The organism is Streptomyces sp. NBC_00414, assembly GCF_036038375.1.
In the GTDB taxonomy this organism is placed as follows: Bacteria; Actinomycetota; Actinomycetes; order Streptomycetales; family Streptomycetaceae; genus Streptomyces.
This window is the reverse complement of sequence record NZ_CP107935.1, coordinates 1,672,420-1,689,951: the sequence shown is the minus strand read 5'-3', so window position 1 is coordinate 1,689,951 and position 17,532 is coordinate 1,672,420. Positions and strand designations below refer to the sequence as shown.

Sequence of the window (17,532 nt, the reverse complement as noted above, 5' to 3'; positions counted from 1 at the left end):
TCGACTGCACGACGGCTTGACGGCGTAGGAATCAAGAGGAGTTCGGGTGAAACAGGTTGTGCAGAACTACAAGAGCGGCGAACTGGCGCTGCTCGACGTGCCGGTACCGGGGTGCAAGCCGGGCGGCGTGCTGGTCCGCAGCGCCTACTCGCTGATCTCCACCGGGACCGAGTTGATGAAGGTGTCCGAGGCCGGCATGTCGATGGTGGGCAAGGCCCGCTCGCGGCCGGACCAGGTGGCCAAGGTCATGCAGAGCGTGGCCACCAACGGGGTGCCCGCCACCTACCGCAAGGTGATGGGCAAGCTGGACTCCTACACGCCGCTGGGCTACTCGCTGTGCGGGGTGGTCGAGCAGGTCGGCGCCGGGATCGACGACGTGAAGGTCGGCGACCTCGTGGCCTGCGCGGGCAACGAGCACGCGCTGCACGCCGAGCTGAACTGGGTGCCGAGAAACCTCTACGCGCCGGTCCCGGACGGGCTCGCGCCGCGGCACGCGGCCTTCGGCACCGTCGGTTCGATCGCGATGCAGGGCGTCCGCCAGGGCGAGCCGCAACTCGGCGAGGTGGCGCTCGTCATCGGCCTCGGGCTGATCGGGCAACTGGTGGTGCAGCTCCTCGCCGCCTCGGGAGTCCGTGTCGTCGGGGCCGACCCCGACCCGGCGCGCTGCGAACTCGCCGAACGCCTGGGCGCCGAGGCCTGCGGCGATCCCGCGTCCACCGCCGTGGAAGCGGCCGTCGCCGAACTCACCGACGGCCACGGCGTGGACCAGGTGTACCTGGCCGCGGGCGGCGGCAGCAACCAACCCGTCGAGCTGGCCGCGAAGCTGGCCCGGGACCGCGGGCGGGTCGTCGACATCGGCAAGTGCCGCCTGGACCTGCCGTGGAACGCGTACTACGAGAAGGAACTGGACGTCCGGTTCTCCCGCAGTTACGGCCCCGGGCGCTACGACCCGTCGTACGAGCTGGAGGGGCGGGACTACCCGATCGGCTATGTGCGCTGGACCGAGCGCCGCAACCTCGCCTGCTTCCTCGATCTCGTCGCCCGCCGCCGCGTCGACGTGGAGCCTCTGGTCTCCCACATCGCCGACTTCGACGACGCCGTCGAGACGTACCGGAGCCTGAAGGACGGCGACCTGAAGGCCGTGGCCGTGCTGTTCCGCTACCCCGGCCCGGCCGAACCGTCGGCCGAAGCACAGGCCCCGGCGGTGGCCCCCGAGGTGACCGTGCCCGCGGTGCGACGCGGCGACAAAGCGGCCACCCCGGCGCGGTCCGCCACGGCGCCGGTGCGGCTGGCCTTCGTCGGCGCCGGGAACTACGCGACGTCGATGCTGCTGCCGCACCTGACACAGCGCGACGGCGTCGAGCTGTCCACGGTCGTCACCACGACGGCGCTGTCCGCGGCCAACGCGAAGCGGAAGTTCGGCTTCGCCGAGGCGAGCACCGATCTCGACGCCGTGCTCGACGACAAGTCCATCGACGCGGTGTTCGTCGTCACCCGGCACAGCTCGCACGCCGAACTGACCCGCAGGGCGCTCCTCGCCGGCAAGGCGGTGTTCGTGGAGAAGCCCCTCGCCCTCTCCGAGGACGAGCTGGCCGGCGTGCTCGCGACGGTGGAGGAGTCCGGCAACGACCGGCTGCAGGTGGGCTTCAACCGCCGCTTCGCCCCGCTGCTGCAGGAGGCCAAGAAGCGGTTCGGCGCCCGGACCGGTCCGGCGAGCCTGCGCTACCTGGTCAACGCGGGCCGGCTGCAGCACGGCAGCTGGTACCTCCGACACGGCACCGAGGGCTCCCGGTTCGCCGGCGAGGGCGGCCACTTCATCGACACGGCGAGCTGGCTGCTCGACGCCGACCCGGTATCGGTGTACGCCGTCGCCGCGCCCGGCAACGAGGACCTGCAGATCGTGCTGGGCTACCCGGACGGGTCCACCGCCACCATCAGTTACGTCACCACCGGCGCGGCAGGCTTCCCCAAGGAGACCCTGGACCTCCTCGCGGACGGCAAGGTGCTGCGGCTCGACGACTTCGTCCGCGCCTCGGTCTTCGCGGACGGCGGGGCCGGCCGTAGGAAGTGGGTCAGCTCGCGGCTGCCCAAGGCCAGGGACAAGGGCCAGTCCGCCGAACTGGCCGCGTTCATCCGGGCCGTGCGGACCGGCGGGCCGATGCCGGTGCCGCTGGAGTCGCTGGTGGCCACCACGGCGGCCACCCTCGCCGTGCCGGCCGGTCTGGCCGGCGGCGCGCCGGTGACGTTGGCGAGGGCACGATGACCGAGAGCACACCTCTGGCCTGGTACCTGCGGCGGCTGTCCCGGATGGGACCGCGCGAGGTCGGCGGCCGGGTGGGCGACGCGGTGCGCAGACGCCGGTGGCGGTCGGCGCCGCCCGACTGCCCGAGCGTGACCGGCGCCCGGTTCACCGCGGTACTGCCCGCCGGGACGATCGCCGCGGTCCCGGCGGACGCCGCGAAACGTCTCGTCGCCGAGGCGGACCGGCTGATGGACGGCCACGCCGAGTTCTTCGGGGTGGCCCGCGACGACCTGACCGACCCGGACTGGTGGTACGACCCGAAGACCGGCCGCCGGGCCCCGGCCGGCTACGCCTTCGACGTGCCATACCGCAGCGAGGACGCGGCCGGGGACATCAAGCAGATCTGGGAGCCGTCCCGGCACCAGTACCTCACCGTCCTCGCCGCCGCCTACGCGATCACCGGGAACGAGCGGTACGCCGAACGGGTGGCCGAGCACCTGCGGTCGTGGTGGGCGGCCAACCCGCCGCTGCACGGGGTGCACTGGATCAGCGGCATCGAGCTGGGGATCCGGCTGCTGTCCTGGGTGTGGATCCGCCGGCTGCTCGACGGCTGGGCGGGCGCGGCCGGCCTGTTCGAGGCCAACCCGGTGGCGCTGAACCAGATCTGGCACCACCAGCGCTGGCTGGCCGCCTACCCCAGCCGGGGGTCCTCGGCGAACAACCACGTCATCGCCGAGACCGCCGGGCAGTTCGCCGCGGCCTGCGCGTTCGGCTGGTTCCCCTCCTCGCAGCGGTGGGGAGCCGACGCGCTGCGGTCCCTCGAACGGCACCTGCGCGCCAACACCTTCGGCTCCGGCCTCAACCGCGAGCTGGCCACCGAATACCACGGGCTCGTCCTTGAGCTGGGCCTGGCCGCGGTGGCCGAGGCGGACGCCGCCGACGTGCCGGTCCCCGCGACGGTCCGGCTGGTGCTGCTGCGGATGACCGACGCGCTCGCGGCCGTCGTGGACAACCGGCTCCGGCCACCGCGCCAGGGCGACGCGGACGACGGGCACGGGCTGGTCGTGGACGGCACCGGCACCGACCGCTGGGCCTCGCTCCTCGCCACCGGGGACGCCGTGTTCGGCCGGCTCGACTGGTGGCCCGCGGTGACCGGTACCGACGTGCGCACCCCGCTCCTCGCCGCGCTCGTCAGGCCGTACGCGAAGAACGGAACCGTGTCCCGGCCCACCGGCCGGCCGGGACACTTCGCCGACGCGGGGCTCACGATCCTGCGCGGCCCGGAGCAGATCTGGTGCCGCTGCGACGGGGGCCCGCACGGCTTCCTGTCCATCGCCGCGCATGCCCACGCGGACGCCCTGTCCGTCGAGGTCCGGCACGACGGGGTCGACGTGCTCGCCGACCCGGGGACGTTCTGCTACCACGGGCAGCCCGAGTGGCGGCAGTACTTCCGCTCCACCCGCGGCCACAACACCCTGCAACTGGACGGCGCCGACCAGTCCGTCTCCGGCGGTCCGTTCCTGTGGACCCGGCACGCCCGCAGCCGCGTCCTGGCCGCGGACACGTCCGGCGCCGCCGACGGGGGAACGGCCCGCTGGTGCGCCGAACACGACGGCTACCAGGGCTCCGTGCACCGCCGCCGGGTGGAACTGACCGCCGCGAAGAAGGAGTTGCGGGTGGTGGACGAGGTGCGCGGCCCGCGCCGGGCCGCCCACCTGGCCTTCCACCTCGGACCGGCGATCACCGCTGACCTGGTGGGCGACCGGGCCGAGCTCACCTGGACGCGGGACGGCGAGGCGCGCTCCGCGGTGCTCGAACTGCCGGGAGAGCTGAGCTGGCAGGCGCATCGCGGCGAGAGCGACCCGCCGCTCGGCTGGTACTCCGCCGGCTTCGGACGCAAGGAACCCGCCACCACGCTGATCGGCACCGGCTTCGCCGACAGCGCGCAGGGGTTCACCACCGTACTCAGGTTCGCTTAGGGAGGGCGCGTGGTGATCAGAAGACGGCACTGGGCGTTGCCCACGGCACCGCTGGTGCTGATCCTGCTGGCCGCGACCGGCTGTGTGAGCGCACCGGACGCCCCGGTGAAGCCGAGCGGCGCCTCGTCGACGACCGTCGCGCCGTCCAAGTCCGAGGCCCGGTCCGTGGCCCGGGTGTGCGCCAAGCCCGCGGCCGGTCCCACGAAGGCGCCGGCGGGCGCGGTGACGGTCGACCCCTCGGTGGTCGGTGACCTGGCCGCCAAGACCAAGAGCAGCCCCGCGAACACCACGTTCTGGCTCCGGCCGGGCAAGCACCGGCTCGCATCGGACCGTTACGCCCAGGTCATCCCCAAGAAGGGGAACCGCTATCTCGGCGCACCGGGCGCGGTGTTCGACGGCCGGAAGACCAACCAGTACGCGTTCGGCGGCAGCGCCCGCGACGTCACCATCCGCTACCTGACCGTGCAGGGATTCGTCGCACCGCACGACGAGGGCGTGGTCAACCACGACTCGGCCGACGGCTGGGTGATCGAGCACGCCACGATCCAGCGCAACTCCGGCGCCGGACTGATGGCCGGTGCCCGCCAGAAGGTCCGCGACAGCTGCCTGCGCGGCAACGGCCAGTACGGCATGAACGCGTACAAGGCCGGCGACCCCCTCAAGGACCTGGTGGTCGAGGGCAACGAGATCACGGGCAACAACACCGGCGACTGGGAGCGGAAGCGGCCGGGCTGCGGCTGCACCGGCGGCATCAAGTTCTGGGCCGTCGACGGCGCCGACATACGCGGCAACTGGGTGCACGACAACCGCGGAGCCGGGTTGTGGGCGGACACCAACAACAACGACTTCCGCATCGAGAACAACGTGCTGGAGGACAACGACGGCGCCGCGCTGATGTACGAGACCAGCTACAACGCGGTCATCCGGCAGAACCTCATCCGGCGCAACAACTGGGTGGAGGGCCGCAGATACGCCGAACGCGGCGACAGCTTCCCGTTCGCGACGATCTACCTGTCCGAGTCCGGCGGCGAACCACGGATCCCGGCCCGTACGGACAAGATCGAGGTCTACCGGAACGTGCTGGAGAACAACTGGTCCGGGATCACCCTGTGGGAGAACGCCGACAGGTTCTGCAACAGCCCGGCCAACACCTCCTCCGGCGACTGCACGCTGCTGGTGCGGGACACCGACCGCTGCAAGAAGAAGGCGATCGCCGACGCACCCCTCTACGCCGACTGCCGGTGGAAGACCCAGCGGGTGGACATCCACGCCAACCGCTTCGTCCTGGACAAGTCCGTCGTCAAGTGCACGGTGAAGTGCGACCGCATGGCGGTGCTGTCCAACTACGGCACCTATCCGGACTGGTCGCCGTACAAGGGCGAGCGCGTGGCCGAGGCGATCACCCTCAAGCAGCACAACCGCTGGCACGACAACGTCTACCTCGGGTCATGGACGTTCGTCGCCCACGACCCCAGCCGGGTGCTCGACTTCGGGCAGTGGCAGGGCACGCCCTACCAGCAGGACGAGGGCAGCACCCTCGACCAACAGGCCGGTGGTTGAGATGGGCCAGGACCTGCGGCGCGGCGGCCCGCCGGGCGGAGCGGACACGGCGGGCACACCGCCGGGCGTCGAACAGCGCCCGGCCGGCCCCCCGAAGCTCGTCGGGATCGTCTGGGGTCTGCTGATCCTCAACACGCTCGGCTCCGCCGGCGCGAAGACCATCATCCCGCTGCCCCGTTCCCTCATCCAGCTGGTCACCATGGGCGCGCTGGTCGCCGCGTTCACCCTGGCGCTCGCGCTCAACCTCCGGCTGCGCATCCGGCCCAGCGCCTACGTGCTCCTGCTCACCCTGCTGCTGGTACCGAGCCTGATCTCCAGCCTGCAACTGGAGTCCGGGCTCGGCGCGCTCTTCCGCTGCACCCGGCTGGCGCTCTTCGTCGGCACGCTGTGGCTGCTCACCCGCTGGTGGGACGGCGGCCTGACGTTCGTCCGGCACCACATCCGGATGTACTTCGCGGTCCTCGGGTCGGTCGCCGCCGGCGCGATCGTCTCACCGGGCGCGGCCATGCCCGAGACCTACGGCGGACGCCTCGTCGGCGCGCTGTGGCCGCTCACCCCGCCGCAGATCGGCCAGTACGCCGCGGTGATCATCGGGCTCACCGTGCTGCTCCTGGTGGGCCGCAGGACCGACAGGGCCGGCGCGACGGTCGTCATCGTGCCCTCGCTCGTCCTGCTCGCGATGACCCACACCCGTACGGCCACGCTCGGCCTGATCATCGGGCTGGTGCTGGCGATCGGCTCGCTCATCCTGACCAGCGCCGCCGCCCGCCGCTTCTTCACCTGGACGGTGCTCGTCGCCGTGGTGGCCGCGGTGGGCTTCGCCTCCGCGCTGCGGGCATGGTTCCTGCGCGGACAGAGTCAGGAGAACCTCACCAGTCTCACCGGCCGGGCCAAGGTCTGGGACGCCCTGCTGGCCGCGCCCCGGACGACCGGGGAGAAGCTGTTCGGCATGGGCCTGGGCGACAAGTCGTTCGGCGGGCTGCCCATCGACAACAGCTGGCTGGCCGTCTACCACGAGCAGGGCTGGACCGGCGTCACCCTCGTGGCGGCGATCATCGTCGTGCTGGGCGGTGTCGCGCTGCTGCGGCCGCCGTCACTGCCGAGGGCCTGCGCGATCTTCCTGATCAGCTACTGCGGGATCGCCTCGTACACCGAGGCCGGTCTCGGCGACGCCTCGCCCTATCTGCTCCATCTGGCGCTGGCCGCCGCCCTGTTGGCTGCGCCCGCCCCGGCCACGCCCCTCGCGGCGCCCGCGGTTCCCCGACGACGTGTCCCGCGCTGGGCCCAGGACAGGAGGTGACCTCACCCATGCACGTCATCGTGGTGCACAACCGCTATTCCTCGGCGCAGCCGAGCGGGGAGAACAAGGTCGTGGACCAGGAGGTGGGGCTGCTGCGCGCAGCCGGCCACCGGGTCGAGATGTTCGAGCGGCGCAGCGACGACATTGCCGCCATGTCCCTGCCGGCCAAGGCCGCGGTACCGCTGCTCGTGCCGTGGAACCCGTCGGTCCGCTCGGAGCTGGCGACCCGCCTTCGCGCCGAGCGGCCGGACGTGGTCCACGTCCACAACGTCTTCCCGCTCCTGTCGCCCGCCGTACTGGCCGCCTGCGCCGACGCCGGTGTGCCCGTCGTCGCCACGCTGCACAACTACACGCAGGTCTGCCCGCCCGGCACGCTGCAGCGGGACGGCCGGCCGTGCACCGAGTGCGTCGGAAAGGCACCGCTGCCCGCGGTCCGGCACGGCTGCTACCGGAACTCCCGGCTGGCGACGGTGCCGCTCGCGCTCAGTCTGTCGGCCAACCGGCGGCGGTGGTGGTCCGGCGTGGACCGGTTCTTCTGCATCTCCGGGGCGCAGCGCGACGTCCTGGCGCGGTCCGGCATGCCGGCCGGGCGGCTGATGGTGAAGCACAACTTCGTGCCCGACCCGGACGACCGCCGATCGGGCGCCGGCGAGCATGTGCTCTATCTCGGCCGCCTCGCGGAGACCAAGGGCGTACGGCTGCTCATGGCCGCCTGGGACGAGATCGCGGCGGGCGGCGGGGTGGGCGTACCGCTCGTCATCGCCGGCTCGGGGCCGCTGGAGGAAGAGGTGACCGCCTGGGCGGCGGGCCGGGACGACGTGCGGTACGTCGGCCTGTACGACCCGGCGCAGTGCCGGCGGGCCATCGCGCGGTCGGTCGCCGTGGTCGCTCCCTCGACGTGGCTTGAGGCGTTCGGCCTGGTGGTCGTGGAGGCGATGGCGGCGGGGGTCCCGGTCGTCGCCGCGGGTCACGGCGCCTTCGTCGAACTCGTCGAGGACGGGGTGACCGGGCTGCTGCACGATCCGGGCGGGAGCGCCTCGCTCGCGTCCGGGCTGCGCCGGATCACGGCGGAGCCGGACCGCAACCGGGAGATGGGACAGGCGGCCCGGCGCCGTTACGAACAGGACTTCAGCCCGGCCGTCGGTCTTGAGCGCCTGGTGGACGGGTACCGCACCGCGATCGCGGCGCGGTCCGGCGGCGGGGACGGCCCGCCGCCGGCAGAGGACGGAAGCACCGGCTCGCGGGGGAGCACCCGCGCGAGCGGAAATGGGGGAAACAGATGACAGGATGCCGACTCTGCGGCTCGGCGGCGATGACCAGCGTCGTCGATCTCGGAGCGACACCGCCGTGCGAGAGTTTCCTCGCCGCGGACCAACTGGACCGGCCGGAGCCCGCGTACCCGCTGCATCTGCGGGTTTGCACCGCATGCTGGCTCGCGCAGATCCCTCCGCTGATCACGCCGGAGGAGACGTTCAAGGAGTACGCGTACTTCTCCTCGTTCTCGACCTCCTGGGTGGAGCACGCGCGCACCTTTGTCGCGGACGCCGTGCAGCGGGTGGGTCTGGGCCCCGACTCCTTCGTGGTCGAGGTCGCGAGCAACGACGGATACCTGCTGAAGCACGTGGTGGACCGGGGGATCCGCTGCCTCGGCATCGAGCCGTCGGTGAACGTCGGCGCCGCCGCACGTGAGGCGGGTGTGCCCACGCTCACGGAGTTCCTGTCCCCGGAGACCGGCGCCGCCGTCCGCGCCGAACACGGCCCGGCGAACCTGGTCGTGGCCAACAACGTGTACGCGCACATCCCCGACGTGGTCGGCTTCACCCAGGGGCTGCGCGCCCTGGTCGCCGACGACGGCTGGGTCTCCATCGAGGTGCAGCACCTGCTGACCCTGATCGAGGAGAACCAGTACGACACGATCTACCACGAGCACTTCCAGTACTACACGGTCGCGTCCGCCATCCGGGCCCTCGCGAGCGGCGGACTCACGCTCGTGGACGTCGAGTTGCTGCCCACCCACGGCGGCTCCATCCGGCTTCTGGCCCGCCCCGCCGAGGTGGCGGGCGAGCCCTCCCAGCGGGTGGCCGACGTGCTGGACCGGGAGAAGGCAGCCGGGCTGCAGGAACTGTCCGGGTACACCGAGTTCTCCGCCCGGGTGGCCAAGGTCCGCCGGGACCTCCTGAAGTTCCTCATCGAGGCGGCCGAACGCGGTGAGACCGTCGTCGGCTACGGCGCCCCCGGCAAGGGCAACACCCTGCTCAACCACTGCGGCATCCGCCCCGACCTGCTCGCGTACACGGTCGACCGCAACCCGTACAAGCACGGCAGGTTCACCCCCGGCACCCGCATCCCGATCCTGCCGCCCGAGCAGATAGCCGCCGACAAGCCGGACTACGTCCTCGTCCTCCCGTGGAACCTGCGGGCCGAACTGGTCGAGCAGCTGTCCTTCGTGCACGACTGGGGCGGCCGGCTGGTCTTCCCCATCCCGGAACTCAGCATTGTCGAGGGCCACGTCGTGAAGGAGATAGCAGCATGAAGGTCGTTCTGTTCTGCGGCGGTTACGGGCTCCGTATGCGCAACGGAGCCTCCGACGACACGCCCAAGCCGATGGCGATGGTCGGCCCGAGGCCGCTGATCTGGCATGTCATGCGCTACTACGCGTACTTCGGGCACACGGAGTTCATCCTGTGCCTCGGCTACGGCGCCCACCACATCAAGGACTTCTTCCTCAACTACGAGGAGACGACGTCCAACGACTTCGTCCTGCGCGGCGGGCGGACCGAGCTGCTGTCCACCGACATAGCCGACTGGACGATCACGTTCGCGCAGACCGGCATCGAGTCGCCGATCGGGGAGCGGCTGCGCCGGGTGCGGCACCACCTGGACGGCGACGAGATGTTCCTCGCCAACTACGCCGACGTACTCACCGACGCCCCGCTGCCCCAGATGATCGACCAGTTCGCCCGGCGCGACGCCGGCGCGTCGATGATGGTGGTGCCGCCGCAGTCCTCGTTCCACTGCGTGGACCTGGGCGAGGACGGACTGGTGGGCGGCATCACCGCGGTGAGTGACATGCCGCTGTGGGAGAACGGCGGCTACTTCGTGCTCCGCCAGGAGATCTTCGACCACATCCCGGAGGGCGGCGACCTCGTCGCCGACGGCTGCGGCCAACTGGCCAAGAAGGGCAGGCTGGTGGCGCACCAGCACCGCGGCTTCTGGAAGCCGACCGACACCGTCAAGGAGAAGGCCGCGCTCGACGAGGCCTACGCCCGGGGCGACCGCCCGTGGGCCGTGTGGGAACGCGACGGCGTGCCCGCGACAGGCAGCGACTACGCCGCCGGAGCCAGAGCGTGATCCGGCTCGGGGCCGGACCCCCGGAGCGGATCGTCGCGGTGGGCGCGCACTGCGACGACATCGCCATCGGCGCCGGCGGCACCCTGCTGACGATGTGCCTCGCACGGCCGGGCATACGAGTCGACGCCCTGGTCCTCTCCGGCGGCGGCAGCGACCGGGAGCAGGAGGAGCGGGCCGCGCTCGCCGCCTTCTGCCCGGGCGCCGACCTGCGGCTGACCGTCCTCAAGCTGGCGGACGGCAGGCTGCCGGCGCAGTGGGAGGAGGCCAAGGCCGCCGTCGAGGAGCTGCGCGCGCAGACCGAACCCGACCTCGTGCTCGCCCCGCGGACCGAGGACGCGCACCAGGACCACCGCGGCCTGGCGCGACTGATACCCACCGCGTTCCGCGACCACCTCGTGCTCGGCTACGAGATCGTCAAATGGGACGGCGACCTCGGCCGTCCGACGGCGTACCAGCCACTGTCGCCGGAGACCGCCGAACACAAGGTGCGGCTGCTGCAGGAGCACTACCCCTCGCAGCGGCACCGTCCCTGGTACGACCGGGAGGCATTCCTCGGTCTTGCACGGATCCGCGGCATCGAATGCCACGCGCGCTACGCCGAGGCGTTCGCCGTCACCAAACTCACGCTCGACCTGGGCACCTTCTCACTGGGGGAATGAACCTTGCGCGTACTGCTGACCGGACATCAGGGCTACCTGGGCACCGTGATGGCCCCGGTCCTCACGGCCGCCGGACACGAGGTCGTCGGTCTTGACTCCGGCCTGTTCGCCGACTGCGTCCTCGGGCCGCGGCCCGAGGACCCGCCGGGGACACGGGTGGACCTGCGGGACGTCACGGCCGAGCACGTGGCCGGGGTGGACGCCGTGATCCACCTGGCCGCGCTGTCCAACGACCCGCTGGGCTCGCTGGCACCCGACCTCACCTACGACATCAACCACCACGCCTCCGTACGGCTGGCCCGGCTCGCCCACGACGCCGGAGTACGGCGCTTCCTGTACGCGTCGACCTGCTCGGTGTACGGCGCCGCAGGCGGCGACGACCTGGTGACCGAGGACGCCCCGCTGCGCCCGGTGACGCCCTACGCGGAGTCCAAGGTGCGGGTGGAGGACGACCTGCACGCCCTCGCGGACGGCGACTTCAGCCCGGTGTTCATGCGCAACGCCACCGCCTTCGGCTACTCGCCGCGGCTGCGCGCCGACATCGTGCTGAACAACCTGGTGGGCCATGCCCTCCTGTCCGGCGAGGTCCTCGTGCTCTCCGACGGCACGCCCTGGCGCCCGCTGGTGCACGCCGCCGACATCGCCCGGGCCTTCACGGCCGCGCTCACCGCACCCCGGGAAGCGGTGCACGACCGGGCGTTCAACATCGGCAGCGAGACCAACAACGTCACGGTCGCCGAGATCGCCGAGCAGGTCGCCGAGGCCGTGTCCGGCGCGAAGGTGCGGATCACCGGCGAGAACGGCGCCGACCCGCGGTCGTACCGGGTGGACTTCTCCCGGTTCCGCGCCGCGATCCCCGGCTTCGACTGCGAGTGGACGGTTCTGCGGGGCGCCCTCGAACTCGCCGACGCCTACCGCGAGCACGGGCTCACACGGGAGGACTTCGAGCAGCGCTTCACCCGCCTCGCCGTGCTGCGCGCGGCGTCCGAGAACGGCGCCGTGGACGACACCCTGCGGTGGCGCCGATGACCACGCCCGGCGAGCGGCCGACGACCACGCCCGGTGAGCGGATGCACGCGCTGGTGGAGCGGCTGTACCCGCTGTGCCGGAGCATCACCGGCGACGGGGTGCGCGCCACCCTGGACATCGTCGGCGAGTACCTCCCGCTGCGGGTGCACGAGGTACCGACCGGGACGCAGGTGCTCGACTGGACGATTCCTCAGGAGTGGAACATCCGGGACGCCTACATAGCCGACGCCGAGGGCAACCGGGTCGTCGACTTCGCCGCGTCCAGCCTGCACGTGCTCGGCTACAGCGTGCCGGTGGCGAGGACCATGCCGCTGTCCGAGCTGCGCGAGCACCTGTACACGCTGCCGGACCAGCCGACCTGGGTCCCGTACCGCACGAGCTACTACGAGCCGAAGTGGGGCTTCTGCCTGGCCCAGGAGACCCTGGACGCGCTGCCCGACGGCGACTACGAGGTACGCGTCGACTCCACGCTCGCCGACGGGCACCTCACCTACGCCGAGCACGTGGTCCCCGGACAGGTCTCCGACGAGGTGATCGTCTCCTGCCACGTCTGCCACCCGTCGCTGGCCAACGACAACCTGGCCGGCATCGCGGTGGCGACGTTCCTGGCGCAACGGCTGGCCGAGGAAACGCCGTACTACACCTACCGGTTCGTCTTCGCGCCCGGCACCATCGGGGCGATCACCTGGCTGGCCCGCAACGCCGAGCGGGTGGAGCGGGTCAAGCACGGCCTCGTGCTGGCCTGCGCGGGCGACCGGGGCCAACTGAACTACAAGCGGAGCAGGCGCGGCGACGCGGAGATCGACCGCGTCATCCAGCACGTGCTGACCGCCTCCGAACGCCCGCACCGGGTGACGGAGTTCACCCCGTACGGCTACGACGAGCGGCAGTACTGCTCACCCGGGTTCAACCTCGGCGTGGGCTCGCTCACCCGGACCCCGTACGCCGGCTACCCCGAGTACCACACCTCGGCGGACAACCCGGACTTCGTCTCCCCGGAGGCGATGGCGGACACCCTCGCCGTCTGCCGCGAGACGTTCGCCGTGCTGGACCGCAACCGGCGGTACAACAACCTCAGCCCGTACGGCGAACCACAGCTGGGGCGGCGCGGGTTGTACGAGTCGCTCGGCGGCCGCAGCGACGCCAAGCAGGCCCAGATGGCCATGCTCTGGGTGCTCAACCTGTCCGACGGCGAGCACAGTCTGCTGGACGTCGCCGAGCGGTCGGGGCTGCCGTTCGACACCGTCGCCGTCGCGGCCGACGCCCTGCACGGCGCCGGGCTGATCAAGGCATGACGCCGATGACCACCGAGGGGGACAGGACGCCGACACCGGCGGACGGGGCGGGCCCCGCCCGGCGGACCGCCAAGCGGGCCCTGGTCGGCCGGCTGTCCTGGGGACTGGCCGACCAGGCGGCCTCCAGCATGACCAACTTCGCGGTGGGCATCTACGTGGCTCGCTCGCTGGGCCTGTCGGCGTTCGGCGTGTTCAGCCTGGCCTGGCTGACCTACGGCGTGGTGCTCAACGTCTCCCGCGGGCTGGCCACCGACCCCCTCGTGGTGCGCTTCAGCGGCGTACCGACCGCGTCCTGGCGAGCGGCGTCGGCCCGGTCGTCGGGTGCCGCACTCGGCGTCGGTGCCGCGCTCGGAGCGGTGTGCCTGCTGGTCGGACTGGGCCTCGGCGGCCGGGTGGGACCCGCGTTCGTCTGCCTCGGCGCCGTCCTGCCGGCGCTGCTCCTCCAGGACGCCTGGCGGTTCGCCTTCTTCGCCGCGGGCGATGGACGTAAGGCGTTCCTCAACGACCTCGTGTGGGGCGTGGCGCTCGTCCCGGCGATGCTGGTGGCGGCCCGTGTGGACACCGTGGCCGCCTTCGTCCTCGCCTGGGGCGTGTCCGCCGCGGTGGCCGCGGTCTACGGCTGCTTCCAGTCCGGCATCCGACCCCGGCTGACCCAGGCGCGCGGCTGGCTGCGCGAACAGCGCGACCTCGGCTACCGCTACCTGGTCGAGAACGTCAGCCTCAGCGGCGCGAGCCAACTGCGGGCGTACGGACTCGGTGTGATCGTCGGCGTCGGCGCGGTGGGCGCGGTCCGGGGCGCGGAACTCCTCCTCGGCCCGTTCCTCGCCCTGCTGATGGGCCTCTCGCTCGTCACCGTCGCGGAGGCGGCCCGCGTACTGCGGCAGGCACCGCACCGACTGGGCAAGTTCTGCCTCTACCTCGGCGGCGGCCAGGCCGCCGCCGCGCTGCTCTGGGGCGCGGCACTCCTGCTGATGCCGGACCGGGCGGGCGAGTTCGTACTCGGCGACGTCTGGAACTCCGCCTCGCAGCTCATCGTGCCCGCCACGCTCGGCGTCGCGGGCGCCGGACTCGGCAGCGGCGCGGCGGCCGGACTGCGCGCGCTCGCCGCCGCCAGGCGCAGCCTGCGCTGCCAACTGTTCGCCTCCGCCTGCTACGTCGGCGGCGGCCTCGGCGGTGCCGCCGTGGCCGGCACGGTCGGCTCGGCCTGGGGTGTCGCCGCCGCGACCGTCTGCGCCTCGGCCGTGTGGTGGCTGCAACTGCGGTCCGCCCTGCGCGAGCACCACCACAACTCCGTTCCCGAAGTGAGGACTTCATGACCGCCCAACCCAGGCTGAGCATCGGCCTGCCCGTCTACAACGGCGAGGAATACCTCGCCGAGTCGCTCGACGCCCTGCTCGGCCAGACGTACGAGGACTTCGAGCTGGTCATCTCCGACAACGCCTCGGCCGACGGGACCCAGGACATCTGCCGCCGGTACGCCGCGAAGGACTCACGCATCCGGTACATCCGGCTGCCCCGGAACATCGGCGCCGCGCCGAACCACAACTACGTGTTCACCGAGTGCCGCGGCGAACTGTTCAAGTGGGCCTCACACGACGACCTGTACGCCCGCGACCTGCTGCGGGCCTGCGTCGAGACCCTGGACGAGCGGCCCGACGTGGTCCTCGCGCACAGCGGCCAGGCGGTCATCGACGGCGACGGGCAGGTGAAGGTCCCCTACGAGTACGGGCTCGCCACCGACTCGCCGCACGCGCCCGAGCGCTTCCGCAGCCTGCTGTTCGAGCCCGGTGGCGACGACTTCTACGGGGTGATGCGCGCCGACATGCTGCGCCGGGTGAAGCCGCACGACAGCTACCACCACGCGGACCGCACGTTCGTCGCCGAGATCACCCTGCACGGGCCCTTCCACCAAGTGCCGGAGCTGCTGTACTTCCGCCGCGACCACCCCACCCGGGCCGAGCGGGCGAACCCCTCCAAGCGCTCCCGCTGCGTCAACCTCGACCCGCGCCGGGCGGGCCTCCTGCACCCGACGCCCCGGCTGCTCGCCGAGTACGTCTGGGGCTTCGCCTCGGCGATCCGGCGGGCGCCGCTGTCCCCGGCCGACCGGCGCGCCTGCTACCGCCACCTCGCCTCGTGGATGACCAGCCGGGTCCGGCCGGGTGCCGGCGAGCGGGTCGAGGACCGCGCCCCGGTCGACCCGGCCCGGCTGACCGTCTCCGTCGACGCACTCGTCGCCGGACGCGAGGGCAGGCAGGCATGAAGCCCGGGGGCGGAACCAGGGTGCGTGGGGGCGAAACCCCGGTGCGCGTAGGGGTGTTCGGCCTGCTCGGCTCCGGCAACCTCGGCAACGACGGATCGCTGGAGGCCGTGCTCGGATACCTCCGCGCCGACCACCCGGACGCGGCCGTCGACGCGCTGTGCGGCGGCCCCGAGGTCGTCGCCACCAGATACCGGATCCCCGCGACACGACTGCACTGGTACCGGGGGGAGTACCGGACCGCGTCACGCCTGGGCGCGATCGTGGGGAAAGGGCTCGGCAAATTCGTCGACGTCTTCCGCACCGCCGCCTGGGTGCGCCGGCACGACGTGGTGATCGTGCCGGGCATGGGAGTCCTGGAGGCCACGCTGCCGCTGCGCCCCTGGGGCTTCCCGTACTCGCTGTTCCTGCTCTGCGCGAGCGGCCGGCTGTTCGGCACCCGGGTCGCGCTGGTCGGCGTCGGCGCCGCCCCGATCGGTGACCGGCCGACCCGGGCCCTGGTGTGCTGGTCGGCCCGGCTGGCCGCCTACCGGTCGTACCGGGACGCCCAGTCCCGCGACGCACTCCAGGGGATGGGCGTCGACACCGCACGCGACGAGGTCCACCCGGACCTCGCGTTCGCCCTGCCGACGCCGGGGGAGAGCGCGCCCGCGGAGTCGGCTCTCGGCTCACCGGGGCCGGTATGCGTCGGCGTCATGGACTTCCACGGAGGCAACGACGACCGCGCCCGCGCGGAGGAGATCCACCGCCGCTACCTCGAAGGGACGACCCGTTTCGTCCGCGCGCTGGCCGAGGAAGGCAGGCCCGTACGGCTGCTCACCGGCGACGAGTGCGACGCGACGGTGGTCGCCGCGATCCTCGACGCGGTGGACTCGCCGCTGGTCACCGCCGCCGAGACGGCCTCCCTGGCCGACCTGATGAAGGAGACGGCCGCCGCCGACACCGTGGTGGCTACCCGCTACCACAACCTGATCTGCGCGCTGAAGGTCGGCACACCGACGCTCGCACTCAGCTACGCGGCGAAGAGCGACGCGCTCATGGCCCAGATGGGACTGGACGCGTACTGCCACCCGGCGCGCGAGGTCGACGCCGACCGACTGCTTGAGCAGTTCCGGGAGCTGGAGCAGAGGTCGGCGGAGCTGCGACGCACCCTTACGGAGCGGAACCTGGCCGCCACTCGGCGCCTGGAACACCAGTTCACGGCCTTGACCGCGGCCGTGTTCCCGGCGACCGACCGCACCCGAGCCCAAGTCCAAGCCCACACCGATGCCAACGCCAACGCCCACGCCTTGCGGGAGATTCCATGAAAGCGACCGAAGTCCCGGAGATCGCGGGCGCGTACCTGTTCGAGCCGACGCCCCACGCCGACGAACGCGGCTTCTTCAGCCGCACCTTCGACGCCGACGTGGTCCGCTCGGTGGGCCTCGACCCGCACGCCTTCATCCAGGACAGCGTGTCCCGCTCGGCGCGGGGCGTGCTGCGCGGCCTGCACCTGCGCTCCGGCGCCGGTGAGGCCAAGCTCGTGCGGTGCTCGTACGGGAAGATCTTCGACGTCGTCGTGGACCTGCGGACGGACTCGCCGACCTACCGCAACCGGGCCTTCTTCGAGCTGTCCGACGAGACGCAGACGACCCTCTACATCCCGGCGGGGTGCGCGCACGGCTTCCAGGCGCTGACCGGGCCGGCCGACACCTCGTACCGGATCGACCGCCCGCACGATCCGGCCGAGGACGTGACGATCGCCTTCGACGACCCGGAACTCGCCATTCCCTGGCCGCTGCCGGCCACCTCGATGTCCGACCGGGACCGGAAGGCGCCGAGCCTCGCCGAGGCACTGGCGCAGAGAGAGAGCTGAAGCCA

At 72.0% G+C, this 17,532-nt stretch carries 14 protein-coding genes; all 14 read left to right on the top strand.

Annotated features, from left to right (window positions below):
- The first annotated feature begins 46 nt into the window (after window positions 1-46).
- The 14 genes from OHS59_RS07415 to OHS59_RS07350 are packed head-to-tail and all read left to right on the top strand — an operon-like array spanning window position 47 to window position 17,527.
- Window positions 47-2,263, top strand: a complete 2,217-nt coding sequence (locus OHS59_RS07415) for a bi-domain-containing oxidoreductase (RefSeq protein ID WP_328492592.1) — start codon at window positions 47-49, stop codon at window positions 2,261-2,263.
- Window positions 2,260-4,221, top strand: coding sequence for a heparinase II/III family protein (locus OHS59_RS07410; RefSeq protein ID WP_328492591.1), 1,962 nt, complete (start codon window positions 2,260-2,262; stop codon window positions 4,219-4,221). Before OHS59_RS07415 ends, OHS59_RS07410 begins: the two co-directional genes overlap by 4 nt.
- A 9-nt stretch (window positions 4,222-4,230) precedes the next feature.
- Window positions 4,231-5,781 (top strand): right-handed parallel beta-helix repeat-containing protein, encoded by a 1,551-nt coding sequence (locus tag OHS59_RS07405; protein WP_328492590.1) that lies wholly within the window; start codon window positions 4,231-4,233, stop codon window positions 5,779-5,781.
- A gap of 1 nt (window position 5,782) precedes the next feature.
- On the top strand, window positions 5,783-7,081 hold the full coding sequence (locus OHS59_RS07400; protein WP_328499091.1) for an O-antigen ligase domain-containing protein: 1,299 nt from the start codon (window positions 5,783-5,785) through the stop codon (window positions 7,079-7,081).
- Window positions 7,082-7,089: 8 nt separating this feature from the next.
- Entirely contained in the window at window positions 7,090-8,364 is a 1,275-nt protein-coding gene (locus tag OHS59_RS07395) for a glycosyltransferase (protein ID WP_328492589.1), read from the top strand.
- Window positions 8,361-9,614, top strand: a complete 1,254-nt coding sequence (locus OHS59_RS07390) for a class I SAM-dependent methyltransferase (RefSeq protein WP_328492588.1) — start codon at window positions 8,361-8,363, stop codon at window positions 9,612-9,614. The genes OHS59_RS07395 and OHS59_RS07390 overlap by 4 nt, the downstream gene beginning before the upstream one ends.
- Window positions 9,611-10,432, top strand: coding sequence for a glucose-1-phosphate cytidylyltransferase (locus OHS59_RS07385; protein ID WP_328492587.1), 822 nt, complete (start codon window positions 9,611-9,613; stop codon window positions 10,430-10,432). The genes OHS59_RS07390 and OHS59_RS07385 overlap by 4 nt, the downstream gene beginning before the upstream one ends.
- Window positions 10,429-11,091: a PIG-L deacetylase family protein gene (locus OHS59_RS07380; protein WP_328492586.1), complete on the top strand. Its 663-nt coding sequence runs from the start codon at window positions 10,429-10,431 to the stop codon at window positions 11,089-11,091. The genes OHS59_RS07385 and OHS59_RS07380 overlap by 4 nt, the downstream gene beginning before the upstream one ends.
- A gap of 3 nt (window positions 11,092-11,094) precedes the next feature.
- Window positions 11,095-12,120: an NAD-dependent epimerase/dehydratase family protein gene (locus tag OHS59_RS07375; RefSeq protein ID WP_328492585.1), complete on the top strand. Its 1,026-nt coding sequence runs from the start codon at window positions 11,095-11,097 to the stop codon at window positions 12,118-12,120.
- The gene (locus tag OHS59_RS07370) at window positions 12,117-13,415 is read left to right on the top strand and encodes a DUF4910 domain-containing protein (protein WP_328492584.1); all 1,299 of its coding nucleotides are present in this window, start codon (window positions 12,117-12,119) and stop codon (window positions 13,413-13,415) included. The genes OHS59_RS07375 and OHS59_RS07370 overlap by 4 nt, the downstream gene beginning before the upstream one ends.
- Window positions 13,412-14,731 (top strand): hypothetical protein, encoded by a 1,320-nt coding sequence (locus OHS59_RS07365; RefSeq protein WP_328492583.1) that lies wholly within the window; start codon window positions 13,412-13,414, stop codon window positions 14,729-14,731. The genes OHS59_RS07370 and OHS59_RS07365 overlap by 4 nt, the downstream gene beginning before the upstream one ends.
- Window positions 14,728-15,675, top strand: a complete 948-nt coding sequence (locus OHS59_RS07360; protein ID WP_328492582.1) for a glycosyltransferase family 2 protein — start codon at window positions 14,728-14,730, stop codon at window positions 15,673-15,675. Before OHS59_RS07365 ends, OHS59_RS07360 begins: the two co-directional genes overlap by 4 nt.
- Window positions 15,672-16,979 (top strand): polysaccharide pyruvyl transferase family protein, encoded by a 1,308-nt coding sequence (locus OHS59_RS07355; RefSeq protein WP_443061392.1) that lies wholly within the window; start codon window positions 15,672-15,674, stop codon window positions 16,977-16,979. The genes OHS59_RS07360 and OHS59_RS07355 overlap by 4 nt, the downstream gene beginning before the upstream one ends.
- The gene (locus OHS59_RS07350) at window positions 16,976-17,527 is read left to right on the top strand and encodes a dTDP-4-dehydrorhamnose 3,5-epimerase family protein (RefSeq protein WP_328492580.1); all 552 of its coding nucleotides are present in this window, start codon (window positions 16,976-16,978) and stop codon (window positions 17,525-17,527) included. Before OHS59_RS07355 ends, OHS59_RS07350 begins: the two co-directional genes overlap by 4 nt.
- Window positions 17,528-17,532: the final 5 nt, after the last annotated feature.

Coding starts and splice junctions, on each gene's coding strand:
- OHS59_RS07410 (WP_328492591.1), top strand. CDS start 2,260: ATGACCGAGAGCACACCTCTGGCCTGGTACCTGCGGCGGCTGTCCCGG.
- OHS59_RS07400 (WP_328499091.1), top strand. CDS start 5,783: ATGGGCCAGGACCTGCGGCGCGGCGGCCCGCCGGGCGGAGCGGACACG.
- OHS59_RS07395 (WP_328492589.1), top strand. CDS start 7,090: ATGCACGTCATCGTGGTGCACAACCGCTATTCCTCGGCGCAGCCGAGC.
- OHS59_RS07390 (WP_328492588.1), top strand. CDS start 8,361: ATGACAGGATGCCGACTCTGCGGCTCGGCGGCGATGACCAGCGTCGTC.
- OHS59_RS07385 (WP_328492587.1), top strand. CDS start 9,611: ATGAAGGTCGTTCTGTTCTGCGGCGGTTACGGGCTCCGTATGCGCAAC.
- OHS59_RS07370 (WP_328492584.1), top strand. CDS start 12,117: ATGACCACGCCCGGCGAGCGGCCGACGACCACGCCCGGTGAGCGGATG.
- OHS59_RS07365 (WP_328492583.1), top strand. CDS start 13,412: ATGACGCCGATGACCACCGAGGGGGACAGGACGCCGACACCGGCGGAC.
- OHS59_RS07360 (WP_328492582.1), top strand. CDS start 14,728: ATGACCGCCCAACCCAGGCTGAGCATCGGCCTGCCCGTCTACAACGGC.
- OHS59_RS07355 (WP_443061392.1), top strand. CDS start 15,672: ATGAAGCCCGGGGGCGGAACCAGGGTGCGTGGGGGCGAAACCCCGGTG.
- OHS59_RS07350 (WP_328492580.1), top strand. CDS start 16,976: ATGAAAGCGACCGAAGTCCCGGAGATCGCGGGCGCGTACCTGTTCGAG.